13 protein-coding genes and 1 pseudogene are annotated in these 12,822 nt (G+C 42.8%); 3 read left to right on the top strand and 11 right to left on the bottom strand.

What is annotated here, in order from left to right:
- Positions 1-124: 124 nt before the first annotated feature.
- The 7 genes from F6K63_RS29505 to F6K63_RS29535 all read right to left on the bottom strand — a co-directional run bounded on the left by F6K63_RS29505 (position 125) and on the right by F6K63_RS29535 (position 7,101).
- Complete coding sequence (locus F6K63_RS29505; RefSeq protein ID WP_287313931.1) at positions 125-1,057, bottom strand: type II restriction endonuclease; 933 nt, start codon at positions 1,055-1,057, stop codon at positions 125-127.
- A gap of 153 nt (positions 1,058-1,210) precedes the next feature.
- Positions 1,211-2,176, bottom strand: coding sequence for a DNA adenine methylase (locus tag F6K63_RS29510; protein ID WP_287313932.1), 966 nt, complete (start codon positions 2,174-2,176; stop codon positions 1,211-1,213).
- Positions 2,177-2,777: 601 nt separating this feature from the next.
- On the bottom strand, positions 2,778-3,389 hold the full coding sequence (locus tag F6K63_RS29515; RefSeq protein WP_287313933.1) for a hypothetical protein: 612 nt from the start codon (positions 3,387-3,389) through the stop codon (positions 2,778-2,780).
- 201 nt (positions 3,390-3,590) lie between these two features.
- Positions 3,591-3,743: a hypothetical protein gene (locus F6K63_RS29520; protein ID WP_154659725.1), complete on the bottom strand. Its 153-nt coding sequence runs from the start codon at positions 3,741-3,743 to the stop codon at positions 3,591-3,593.
- 153 nt (positions 3,744-3,896) lie between these two features.
- Positions 3,897-4,103: a WD40 repeat domain-containing protein gene (locus F6K63_RS29525; protein WP_008181742.1), complete on the bottom strand. Its 207-nt coding sequence runs from the start codon at positions 4,101-4,103 to the stop codon at positions 3,897-3,899.
- Between the two features lie 369 nt (positions 4,104-4,472).
- The gene (locus F6K63_RS29530; RefSeq protein ID WP_353736804.1) at positions 4,473-5,741 is read right to left on the bottom strand and encodes an AAA-like domain-containing protein; all 1,269 of its coding nucleotides are present in this window, start codon (positions 5,739-5,741) and stop codon (positions 4,473-4,475) included.
- A 22-nt stretch (positions 5,742-5,763) separates the two neighbouring features.
- Positions 5,764-7,101 (bottom strand): AAA-like domain-containing protein, encoded by a 1,338-nt coding sequence (locus F6K63_RS29535; protein WP_008181745.1) that lies wholly within the window; start codon positions 7,099-7,101, stop codon positions 5,764-5,766.
- A 719-nt stretch (positions 7,102-7,820) separates the two neighbouring features.
- Here F6K63_RS29535 and F6K63_RS29540 point away from each other — a divergent pair.
- The 3 genes from F6K63_RS29540 to F6K63_RS29550 all read left to right on the top strand — a co-directional run bounded on the left by F6K63_RS29540 (position 7,821) and on the right by F6K63_RS29550 (position 11,039).
- Positions 7,821-9,224, top strand: coding sequence for a putative bifunctional diguanylate cyclase/phosphodiesterase (locus F6K63_RS29540; RefSeq protein WP_008181747.1), 1,404 nt, complete (start codon positions 7,821-7,823; stop codon positions 9,222-9,224).
- A gap of 212 nt (positions 9,225-9,436) precedes the next feature.
- Entirely contained in the window at positions 9,437-9,643 is a 207-nt protein-coding gene (locus tag F6K63_RS29545) for a hypothetical protein (protein ID WP_287313934.1), read from the top strand.
- Positions 9,558-11,039 (top strand): cytosine deaminase, encoded by a 1,482-nt coding sequence (locus tag F6K63_RS29550; protein WP_287313935.1) that lies wholly within the window; start codon positions 9,558-9,560, stop codon positions 11,037-11,039. The genes F6K63_RS29545 and F6K63_RS29550 overlap by 86 nt, the downstream gene beginning before the upstream one ends.
- A 3-nt stretch (positions 11,040-11,042) precedes the next feature.
- Here the strand turns inward: F6K63_RS29550 and F6K63_RS29555 are convergent, their stop codons facing one another.
- The 4 genes and pseudogenes from F6K63_RS29555 to F6K63_RS29570 form a co-directional block, all read right to left on the bottom strand.
- Positions 11,043-11,234 (bottom strand): hypothetical protein, encoded by a 192-nt coding sequence (locus tag F6K63_RS29555; RefSeq protein ID WP_287313937.1) that lies wholly within the window; start codon positions 11,232-11,234, stop codon positions 11,043-11,045.
- Between the two features lie 159 nt (positions 11,235-11,393).
- Positions 11,394-11,885, bottom strand: coding sequence for a DUF4058 family protein (locus F6K63_RS29560; protein ID WP_502708381.1), 492 nt, complete (start codon positions 11,883-11,885; stop codon positions 11,394-11,396).
- A gap of 215 nt (positions 11,886-12,100) precedes the next feature.
- Positions 12,101-12,337: pseudogene (locus F6K63_RS29565) on the bottom strand (DUF4058 family protein); the annotation flags it as partial.
- A gap of 258 nt (positions 12,338-12,595) precedes the next feature.
- Positions 12,596-12,822, bottom strand: a 227-nt coding sequence (locus tag F6K63_RS29570) for a CHAT domain-containing protein (protein ID WP_287313938.1), incomplete at its 5' end; no start/stop codon positions are given.

Genomic DNA, 12,822 nt, shown 5'->3' on the forward strand with positions numbered 1-12,822 from the left:
CAAGATAATCATGGCGTATAAAACTAATAAATAATTAAAAAAATGATAGTAATTTTCAGGGAAATCGACAGCATTAAGCTATCAGATGAATGCTGTAAGCTAATGTAAGGCAACCCCTGATAAATCAAGAGAATTCTTGGTCTAATATCAAAGCCTCTAGGACACCTTTTTCAACCATATCTAGGTTGAGAATGTAATCAATTTTATCAAAGGTATCGCGAAGAGGTCCTTTAGCTGTTTGCCAACCAACACCATCGGTAATCCAGATAAATTCGTGACCATCTTGTTTCCACTGTAAGAATATCTCACTGTACTCACCAGCTGTCGATTTTAGTTTAGAGCCACCACCTTTATAAAAGTTGGTTTCGATTAAAACGAGTTTATTAGGAGTATTAATTGCAAAATCAATCGTTTTAGACGCTTTCTTGATGGTAAGGTGTTTACCAAATTCTGATCTGATGCCATCTGACTTAGCCTGCGGGATGTACTTAAAGCCATGACGAGTACAGATAGAATTGACAAAGTACTCGACGATGTCTTCCATAGCTTTACCGCCCCGGTTTTTGCGAGCATTTGTATCTAGACCGACCTCGACACCGATAAAGTAATCTGTTAGGGACTTGATACGTCTTGAGGTGATTTGCTCTAGGAAACCTAACTCCTTTAGAAAAACAATAGCTTGATCAATATCTTCTTCTGTTAAATTTTCTTTCTTTTTAAAACTGAAATTATCATAGTTAAATTTTCCTGATTGATAGTCGGTTAAAATCTGAAACTTATGCTCACGACAAGCTAGCAAGGCTGGAATGATAGAGATTAGCTTTGGATGTTCTCTGAATAACACTCTTGCTTCTTCTTCAACATTATCCTTGCCCACAAGATAGTTCAAAAGATTGAGACTAATCTCAATATCTCTAACATTTTTCCCAACCTTATTCCAATTTACGAAATAATCCCATTTCAAAATAGAGGGTTTCAGGGTTGCCATCACATACTCGAATACGCTATCAGAGTCATTACAGCCAAGATTTTCCCTAAATACAGAATTAAATTTCATCGGATTTGTCCTGTGTACTATATCCTTTGTCCTTTTTAAATAAAAAGAACCAATGGTAAAATCATTCCCCGTATCCCCCCTCTACCTTCTTATAATTACTCCTATAGTTACATGATTGAAATGCTCCCTTTTCAGATTAGTTTAAATGTCACTTTAATAGTTATTAACCAGAATTTCTCTAATGTATCCTCTGCTATTTCCTTTTGAGTTTATTCTACGGGATGCCAATATTCGCTCAATAGTAAACCCTTGATATAACTCATCGAAAAACAAATCATTAACATAGTTAGTTGGATCAGAATTGCTGAGCATTTGATGGGCTCCTGCCTGATCAGCTTTCACAAACACATCCCGTAAACGACGCTGCTCATTATCATCAAATTCCAGGGAATGATAGGAATTAAAATTTGAAGTTTTGCTGATGGGACGATAGGGAGGATCATAGTAAATAAAGGTGCTATGATCAGCATATTCCAGGGCTTGACTAAAGTCCCTTTGTTCTATTTGAGCAATTTCGAATAGCTTGGAGACAGCTCGCAGATTATTGGCATTCAGAATTTTAGGATTTTTGTATCGTCCCACTGGCACATTAAATTCTCCTTTGCTATTGACCCGATACAGACCGTTAAAGCAAGTTTTATTCAGAAAAACCGTTATGGCAGCTCGCTTGCTCCAATTCCGAGCGTAAGAGTTAGCATCTATTTGTTTATTAAAGGTGTTATATTTTTTGCGGTATTCGTAGTATAATGCTTTCCGACGTTGATCATCTTTGGGTAGGTATGTATTACTAAGCTTTAACAGTTCTTTGATCAGTGATTCAACATCCTGTTGGATAACCTTATAAAGGATAATCAGCTCAGGATTGGTATCGAATAGATAAGCTTTCTGGATATCGAAACTGTTGACAATATCGAAAAAAACTGCACCTCCTCCCACGAAGGGCTCGATATAAGTCGTCAGACTTCCCTTGCGTAGCTTTGGTGAGTATCTCTCTCGAAGTTGTGGCAGAAGCTGCGTTTTGCCACCTGCCCATTTTAGCACAGGAGATGCTAATTCTCTTTCTTTTTTTATTGGGTGCTGTATTAGGGTAAATGGTTCAGATTCTGTTAAAATAGCCACGTTTGTAATTAGTAAAATTGCATACCATCAATATTGTATAGCATTTTTATTTGAGATGTAAACATAGGATTAATATAACAAGGAAATAGGGAACAGGGAACAGGGAACAGGGAACAGGGAACAGTAGTCAAAATATGCCATATTTTTTTGATTTTATTCTAAATAAGCATTGGTTTTGATGATAGCTTTATCAAGGCTATATATCCCTCAGCTATTATGATTTTTTCACCATGCCAGATAACTTGTATCTAGGAAATATTTTATTAAAAATTTTTTTTATGCTAATTTAATCCAGTTTTTACAAAAAAAAAATAAGTATTAAAAATAATTGATTGTTGATATTTAAAAATATCTTAATTTATATCAAATCCGGATAATTGCCCACACTTACGATATCCAGACAAAATCTTTCTCCCCCTGCTCCCCTGCTCCCGTAAGCATTCAGCCGTGAGCTTTTAGCTCACGCTACGCGAACAGCGATCAGCCGTCAGCCGTGAGCTTTTAGCTCACGCTACTTGAGATGCCGTCAGCCACAGACTCAAAGCTGATAGCTAATAGCTGATAGCTAATAGCTGATCGCTGATCGCTGATCGCTGATCGCTTACCCAAGAACAGCTACCAAAATTCGGAACAATTCTTCTAAATCAGCTGGAACACGGTAAAGATTCAGGTCTTGAGTAACTTGTTTATGCTCTCGGTGCAAAAGCCCAAATTGCCAGATATCCCCTGTAGAAACAGCACCCTGTAAAATCAATTGGTCAGCGTCACTCCATAGATCGAGAGCAATCAGTTCTACAGCAAGTTGGGTAAAGCCTCTTTGGATATTAGCATTTTTTGCTTCTATTACCAGCAATTTACTATCGGTATAAAGATAATAGTCTAAATAACCTTTCAAGTATTCTGTAACAGTTAGGGGATATTCGATTCTTAGCTGAGCTTGAGTATAGTGGACTAAATCAAGCAAGATCGGAGCGATTAGTAATTCCCGTCGAGCTGTTTCACTGGTTAAACTAACATAGGGTAAGCTTTCTTCAATTCTAGATTTGAGACTAGGGAGTCGGTCTAGTTTTGTCGTAGACTTTTCTAAAGTCAAAGAGCTTCGCTTCAAGGTATAGCCAAATTCCGCCAAAATGTCTTCTGGCTCAACGACCATATCAAAATAACTTCTAAAGGTATAAGATTTACCAGGTTGGAGGATGGGAATTTTGTTCATTATTAAGATAGGGAGTCGGGAGTGTGGGGGGATGGGAAGATAGGGATATAGGGAGATGGGGAGATTTTTATTAAGGGTAATTATCCTGAAATTATCTAATTTTAATTATCTATATAATTGATAATTATATCATGAACAATTTTGCTGATTTATCATAATATCAAACACTCTTTGGATCTCTTGACGACTACTCCCCGCTCCCTACTCCCTTTTCAAGTGCTTAATCCGATCACAAAGAGTGCGATCGCGTTTTTCTAGCTCAGCATTTGTGCTCAAATAATCCTGGAGCCAATCACAACTATAGGTTAGGACTTGATCAAGATCCAGGACTTGATCCACATTCCACAAAATCACGTTATAGCAGAAGTCATTTGTCAGAAGTCATTTGTCAGAAGTCAAACTCTTGCGCTTCTTGATGCAGTCGCTCATGGGGGAAACCCCCAAGACCGTAATGGTGCGCTTTCCGTTGGCGAATTAAATTCGCCACGGGTCGCACCTCTGCATCGCTTACAAAGGGTGTGAGACTAATGTCGATGTCCTAACTGCCCTGGCGACTGCTATACTATCAGCACTGGCAGAAGCTAGAATTTCCCCATCTTGGCTGAAGGCGATGCCCTCTACCTCATCCTGATGTGCGGTGAGGGTAGTGAGCAAGGTACCATCATTCTTCCCCAAGGGGACTCCCGTTATAGTCGTTCGCGCAGCGTCTGGCACTGCCAGTAAGACAAGCGCGGGAGGGGAATTGGGGACTGAAAATGTTGCGTATCATTGAAAATTTGTGCTATAATAAACACAAAAACATCAAGCGAGAGTTAGCCACTTAATTTATTCAGTGGGCGGCGTTCGCGTAGCGTGGCCAAAGGCCAGCGTACCGGGATTTATCCCGGCTATCGTGTTAAACTAGAATAGTAAGTAAGAACAAGGTTGGTTACGTTGATTTTTTGCGCTTTTCGGTGAAATCCCAGCCAGTAAGAGACGGGGTAAATCCTACTCCTCAAGGAACAGGCAAGCAATGCAGCAAAAAGGACCTCTGCATCGCTGCTAGAAGGTCTAATGATTCGCCAGAGCATTTTCTCAACTTTCTCAACTTGAGTCTGGGTATTTGCCTTTGCCCCAGCTAACTGTTGCAGTTTGTTCCAAGCCTTGATGGCTACGGGCATCTGCCCAAGCTAGGGCATCGAGTAAGGCTTGACCAGGCAATAGTCTCGATTCATCCTGACAATCACCATTGAACCAAGCTCTTAGACTTGTAGCATAGGGACGAAGATTTGATAGTTGCTTGCTGACCCAATCACAGTTGAAAACAGCAGCATAAATGGGGTTGCGGACCTTAACCTTGCCCTCAGTCTTGACCACTAATCCCGACAGTAGCAATTCCATTTGTTCCCAACTGTCATCTGCTGCTACTGCTCCCTGTTGCAGAATTTGCTGATAAAGTCCTAATAACCGCCCAGCCCGTTGCTCATTACTGAGAATGCGATCGCGTATGGTCCTGAGATGCTCTGGTTCATCTTGGACTTCCCAGTTGTCGATAATCCGCCTATCCACAAGAGACTCAAGGGATTTGCCATTGACAGTACCATTCTCTATATCCTCTAGAATCAGCTGACATAGCTTTTGAGTCAGTAAAGGCTGTCCTCCCGTAAACCCCAAGATTTCCCTAAGTAAGGCTTTGGGATTGCTAACCATTCCGTTAAATCCTAGCCCTAGGGGTTTGGCTTCTTCCAGAGTAAATCCACATAACTCAATCCCCCGTCCGATATTAAACGGAGTGCGTTGCTTATCTACGATCAAATCCGAGGGAGTGGCTACCCCTAACAAGACAAAACTGAGGCGTTGGTAGGCTTGGTTTTCTGTGCGCTTGTTGTAGCAGGCTCGGATCAGGGCAAAAAAATCTTCAATCGGAAACGATAAACCCAGAATGCTATCGATTTCATCAATAAAGATCACCAAATTTCCCTCAACCTCTGCCAGTAGCACCTCCTCAATAAAATCACTCAGACGCTTGACTGGGGATAGATCAGAGCGTGAGCGCCACCAAGCGCGTAAATTGACCTGGAGGTTGAAGCTGCTCACCAGACAGCGTAATATACTAGCATACCACTGGTCTGCTGTCAAATCTTGGGTACCAATTTCCGTCAAATCAACGATTCCACAGTGGATGCCTATTCCTTGTAATCGGTGAGTAGTTTGCACCCTCAAAGAAGACTTACCCATTTGCCTGGAGGTAAGGACATAGCAAAACTCACCGGCTACCAGAGCCTGATACAAATCCTGATCTGCTTTACGACGCACATAGCAGGGGGTATCAGGGGGTAAACTCCCGCCAACTTGATAGTTGTGCTTTTTCATAACTTCCAGGCATCCATGGGTTTTAGCCCAGGTGAGTACTAAAGTACTGACGATACAAATCACAACTAGGTACAGCCCCCTGTTTGTGGAGCTGTACTAATCCTAAACTTTGCAACTTAAAGGCTAGCTTTTGCTCTAATTCCACTGGCTGGGATGACATCACTACTTTTCCATAGGCTGCGACCAGTTGTGGATATTGTTGTAGATTCCACCATTGTCGTCGAAGGTCATCATGATAAATCCCCGATTCCCTTGCTGCTGAATTCAATAACTCTTCAAAGGTAACGTCACCGCGCCTAAGATGATATAACGCTACCCTTAAAAGACAAGGATTTCCTCCTACTTTAGCCATAATTAAAGATACGTGATCGACCCTCGAATCATCAGTACCCCAATCGATTCCGTGGCGACGGGCTAATTCTTGCACTTGGGCCTTGGTAAACTCTGGCAATTCAATGGATAATCCCACATTAAACGGCGATTGGTGGATATGTAAGGCAATATAAACGTCAGTAGAATGTATAATAATTAAGCGCAGTTTTTGCCAAATTGTGCTACCAGTTACACCGTATTTGGCTTTTTCATACCAAGCTCGCAGCAAACCGAGGAAATCCGTGGCAATAGCAGGGTAATTAAACAACAGGTTGACCTCATCTAATGCCAATACCATCGGTGTATCTATTTCTTTTAATAGATAATTCTCGAAGTAATCTGTGGTATTACCACTGCTGCCAAAGATATCATCCCAATAATCATTTAGTCGATTTGGTAATTCTAGGCTACGAGTGACTGTGGCACAGAACCATTGTAAAAATCGTTCTAAATCCGTAAAGACATTGGCATCAGCTTGCTGCAAGCTCAGAGCGACTGTGCGGAAGCCAGATGCTCTAGCGTGATCAAGAATCCTCACCATCAGGGAGGTTTTACCCATCTGTCTAGGGGCTTTAATTCGGATTAATGCCCCTGGCTGCAACACTGTTTCGTAACATAGAGAGTCATTGGGGGGACGCTCGATATAAAAAGAAGAATTGAGAGGGACCACACCTCTAGGTAATTCGAACTCTGTAGGTAATTCCAGCTCGACCTCTGGCAACTCCTGAAGCTCGACCTCTCGTAATCGGTCCCTGATCACAGAACGAATGTTATTTTTTGTGATCTTCTCTCCAAACACCTCTGACAGGATATGCCATAAGCGGGAGCCAACCACCCGAATGTAATCGGCGTCGTAACCAGACCCCTCAGCAATCTCTTGATAAGTTTGTCCTGACCAACATTGGCGGAGCACCAGTTCTTGAACTGCGTTTAAGCGTTCGGGTTTGATGACCGTATCCACCATCGCCAATGCTTCTTCAACACTCATTACTTTTTATTATGTAATCAATTAGAATTATTTATTACTTTTTCTCACAGACAAAGCCACATTGCCGATTTACCTTAAAGTCAGGGATCGCAAATCGTCCTTTAGGGTTAACACCAAGCCAGCGATCAATAGCCGATCGCTGGCTACCTACTTCAAGGGGGATCAGCTTCCCTAGTCAACCAGGCTTAAGCAATTAAGCCATCTAAAAACTACCTATACGGGTTAAAGGGTAACAGTTAAAACTACCTCGTAATTGTGGGCATCCAAGAATAGGGCATGGGATTTACCCCTAGTCCATGCTCTATTTTGTTTTCCCTAGTTAACTAATCTAGTTAACTAATGGTTAACTAAGATGTTCCATCACTGATCCACGGTAGTGCTCCACGGTGGCTAGCGTTCTCTTGAAGTTGGGTTTTCGACAGTTGGCCGTTGCTTGTTTATCGTCCACATTCACTCAACATTCAACAGTCCCACCTCTGATTTAAACGGTATAACCGCAACTTAGGATGACCCCAAACAGCGTTATTGATTTGCTTAGTCAAACCATCAGTAAGGATGTTCATCGTTAACAACCATTAACAAAATTGAGCTTAAAGAATAGGGTAAAAGGTTAACTATACCACAGCTTTTGCCTTTTGGGTTTCCTTTTGGGTTTCCTTTTTGGCTCAATTATCAATGAGTAACTCAATTGAGCTAATTCAGGGTGATAGAGAAAGTAGGTGTTCGCTAGAAGTAACAATGATCAGCAAGATCAGCAACCTGTACAAAGGTTTCAGGATTCTACCTTTAATGACCTCCTGATTCCCTGGCTCAACGCAGATAGTTTTAGGAGACGGTTGAGGCAAGTAATCCAGAGGTCAAAGTGGTATAAGGGTTATCGATTCGCCGTCTTATTGGTGGCTTTGGAACGTTTTAAAGTCATTCAGTTTAGTATGGGACGGCAGGTGGGAGCAAAATTGCTAAAGGCTTTTGATTCTCGCTTGACTGATGCCCTGAATTCTACCGTTAACTATACCGTTAACTATACCGTGGCGCGGTGGTCCGAAGATGAATTAGCTATCTTACTCAAAGACATTAACGATGTCAGTGAAGCTACCTTGGTAGCAGAACAGATTGGCACTAGCCTGCGGACGCCTTTTTCGATTGATGACCATGAGATTTTTTTGAGTGCCAATATTGGAATTGCTAGCAATGACAGGGATGATTACCAAGCCTCTGCTTTTCTTGACAACGCCAGTCTAGCTCTTTATCGAGCCAAAATGGAGAGTAACACTGGCTATAAGCTGTTTACCCCTGCCATGCGCACCCGGAGTATAGAGCGGTTGGAGTTAGAAGATAGTTTACGCTTGGGTATTAAGCGCGAAGAATTGCGGCTTTATTACCAGCCAATTGTGTCTCTTGAAACCCATAAGCTGGCTGGCTTTGAGGCACTGGTGCGGTGGGAGCATCCCGAACGGGGACTGCTGTTGCCAGCAGAGTTCATTCCAGTGGCAGAAGAAACAAAGCTGATTGTGCCACTGGGTTGGTGGGTACTACGCCAGGCTTGCCAACAAATGTGGCAGTGGCAACAACAGTTTCCCCAATATCAGGATTTAACGATCAGCGTTAACATCTCCAGCTTACAATTATCCCAACCGGATCTAATCGGTAAAATCGACACAATTTTGTGGGATTCTGGTCTCGATGCCCAGAGTTTGAAACTAGAGATCACAGAAAGTTTACTGCTGGAAACCACTGCAGTGGTTCTGTTGGAGAAACTCAAACAGCGACAGATTCAGTTGTGCATTGATGATTTTGGGACTGGTTATTCTGTCTTAAGTTACTTGCCAAATTTACCGATAGATATATTAAAAATTGACCGCTCTTTTGTAAAAGGTATGAGTGATGATCACAAACATGGGGAAATTTTGCGGTGGATGGTAAAGTTGGCAAACGACCTCGGCATAGATGTAGTAGCAGAGGGAGTGGAAACTGAAAAGCAATTGGCACAGCTTTGTGATTGGCGTTGTCAATATGGACAGGGGTATTGGTTTTCTAAGCCTTTAAATCCCGAAGCTACTGAAGCCTGGTTAGAGACTCTAAGTGTGGGGAGATGGGGAGATGGGGAGATGGGGAATCGGTAAGTTAGAAGTTAGAAGTTAGAAGTTAGAATTTAGAATTTAGAATTTAGAATTTAGAATTTAGAATTTAGAATTGGGAATCGGGAATCGGGAATCGGGAATCGGGAACTTCGGATAAAGGAAGATTAGAACAGCAGAGGATTTCTTGGTGTGATCAGAAATCAGGATTGGGTTTGATGATCGACTGCGCGTTTATGATACTGTTTATGATACTTATGAGGTACATTCAATTTTCCCATAGGCCACTCCCGACTCCCGACTCCCGACTCCCGACTCCCGACTCCCGACTCCCGACTCCCGACTCCCGACTCCCGACTCCCGACTCCCGACTCCCTAATGATTCCCAAAGCCGAACGATACTGGCTCACAAATGCCCATGTACCATTTTGCCTACTGGAAAACAGCAACGTTTACCATCGTAACGAGCAGGGTTTGTGCTTAGTTGATATTGAAATTAATCAGGGAGCCATTGCTGGAATAGTGCCAAAGGCGATTGTTCCCAAGGGGCAGCAAAACACGATGCTCGAAAAGAGCCGTTATGGGATTGACCTTGGCCAAAAGGCCACGCTACGCGAACGGTCACGCTACGCGATCGCAAACAGTACCGAAAACAGTATCGCAAACAGTGTTGAAGCTAGCACAGATACCAGTAATATACCTAGTCACATACCCAGTAATATACCCAGTATAAATCTCAGGCAAGGACAAGTATGGCCGTGTTTTCTAGATATACACACCCATCTGGATAAAGGTCATATTTGGGAACGGTCTCCCAATCCTGATGGTACCTTTAATAGTGCCTGTCTGACCGGACATGCTGATGCCGAAACCTATTGGCAACGGTCAGATTTATATCGGCGCATGGAATTTGGACTCAAATGTAGCTATGCTCATGGCACTAAAGCTATCCGCACCCACATTGACTCGGTCGGCGAACAAGCTGCCATTAGCCTAGGCGTTTTCCAAACCCTCCAGAAAGAATGGCTTGACAGAATTACCCTACAAGCGGTGTCTCTAGTTACTCTAGATTATTATCAAACTCCCGCTGGCATGACCTTAGCCGACAAAATTGCTGAAGTCGGAGGCATACTTGGGGGAGTAGCCTATAGCAACCAAGACCTGGAGGCTCAACTCGATAGGGTTTTTTCCTTAGCTAAGGAGAGAAACCTCAACCTAGATTTCCATGCTGATGAAAACGGTAATCCCGATTCCCATTGCTTACGAAAGATTGCCCAAGCTGCGATTCGTCATCAGTTTACCGGAAAAATTATTTGTGGTCACTGTTGCAGTTTGGCCATGCAACCCTTAGACGAGGTTGCGGAAACTCTCAAGTTGGTCAAAGCAGCAGGAATTGCTATTGTTAGCTTACCCATGTGCAATCTTTATCTACAAGATCGACAGGCTAACTCTACACCTTCCTGGCGGGGAGTAACCAGGCTCCATGAAATTAAACAACAGGGTATTCCGGTAACATTAGCTAGTGATAATTGTCGAGACCCCTTTTATGGATTTGGGGACCATGATGTATTAGAAGTGTTTACCCAAGCCGTACGGATTGCCCATTTAGATATGCCCATCGGTGATTGGCCCTGTGCCGTAACCAAGACAGCGGCTGATTTAATGGGTTTACCTGACATGGGTAGGATTGGGGTGGGACTCCCGGCAGATTTGATTTTGTTTAAGGGACGCCATTTCAGTGAACTTTTGTCCCGTCCCCAACATGACCGAATTATCTTGCGCCAGGGTAAGTCAATTGATACTAGGTTGCCGGATTATGCTGAGTTGGATGATTTATTGAATTTAGAATTTAGAATTTAGAATTTAGAATTGGGGAATCGGGAATCGGGAGTCGGGAATCGGGAATCGGGAATCGGGAGTCGGGAATCGGGGCAACAGATGTGTAGGGTGTGTTAGGGGCGGGCTTGCCCTAATTTTCCACTTCGTCGCCAGTATTAGAATAGCCCGCCCCGTAACGCACCACCAAGTAGAATGCGCGAATTGGGAATTTAGCAACAGATGTGTAGGGTGTGTTAGGGGCGGGCTTGCCCTAATTTTCCACTTCGTCGCCAGTATTAGAATAGCCCGCCCCGTAACGCACCACCAAGTAGAATGCGCGAATTTAGAATTAGGAATTTAGAAAAAATTATCTGTACCTGATAACTATGAAAATTGCTATATAGCAGTTTTCAACAATTCCTTAGCCCATATCCGATTTGTTTCTGATAAAGCTGGTACTGGCTCTTGGTCATAATCGAGTTGATAATCATAACCCCCTCGCTCATAAACACTACTGATTATACCTTGTAAATCCACTATCGGTTCAGAATCTTCTGGACGTAACGGTAGGGAAAAAGTTGGTAGTTGCTCTGGGAGATTACAAGTATATAACTCTGCTCGTGGGCGATGCTCCTCTCGACTAACCAAAACCCGATAATCGCTTTCAATAGTATTATCTAAGAGTGGCATTGGTTTCCAGCCTCTGAGCAAATCGATCTCCACTAAATTGGTCAAACTTCCTAACACCCGTTGGCGTTTTTTCAGGTAAGTTTCTCTTCCTTCACCAGAGCGCTTATTTACTGGAGATAAAACTTCGATAGCGGTTACCACAGCACCGGTAGTCATATCTCTTACTTCCAAATACCCTTGTTTGATTTCTTCAGGCATAGGAACGATTACTGTTACCGGTTTTGTGGTTGGTGACGCAACAGCAACCTTAGAGGATATCTGAAAAGTTTTTTGATACTGAATTTTGCCCCCCTAGCCCCCCAACTTTGGGGGGAACAAGAGTCAATTTGCTTCTAAAAGTCCCCCAAAATTGGGGGATTTAGGGGGCTTGGATGTAGCAAATGAGACTTCTCAGACAACCTCTTAGAGGTGGGAGAATCTTCAGTATTGGGTTGACGTTTAACAGTAACATCAGGAATTCCCACTAATAAGACGTCATCTTGGTTAGTTTTATTAACCTGATAAATTCGCTTTTCAATAGCTACTTTATACTTCGGACGTACCTGAGGAATTAAAGACTCAGCAATTAAACTAATCAACCAATGATGTACTTCTGGCCATAAATCCGGATGCTCTAAATACGGATCCATACCGGGAAAGATTGACGGCATCCCTTAACCTCCCATCAGCTCTGTCTTCTAGGTTAGCAGAAGGTTAGCAGGTTGTTCGCGTAGCGTGGCCTTTTGGCCAAGGTTAGCAGAAGGTTAGTAGGTTGCCGGTTAGTAGGTTAGCAAGTTAGCAAGTTAGCAAGTTTGCCGGTTATCTTCTGAACCTTCAACCTTAAACTCCATAACCTTCAACCTTCAACCCCATAACCTTCAACCCCATAACCTTCAACCTTCAACCTCCTAACCTTCAACCAAATAACCCTATAATCCATTCCCAATTAAAATAAACGGTGCCCAATAAAAGGGATGCTCGAAACCAGACCCTACCTTGCTGCTAATGAAAGCAATTTGAGCTTGTCGCAGGGCTTCGGCTTTAGTAACGTTCCCCTGTTTTAAGACCTCATAAAATTTATTCATCAAGACTTGGGTACCTTTGTCATCCACGCTCCACAGGGATGCGATCGCAGCATCCGCACCAGCATTTTGCA

Origin of the sequence: Moorena sp. SIO1G6 (assembly GCF_010672795.1) — a bacterium.
GTDB classification, from domain to species: domain Bacteria; phylum Cyanobacteriota; class Cyanobacteriia; order Cyanobacteriales; family Coleofasciculaceae; genus Moorena; species Moorena producens.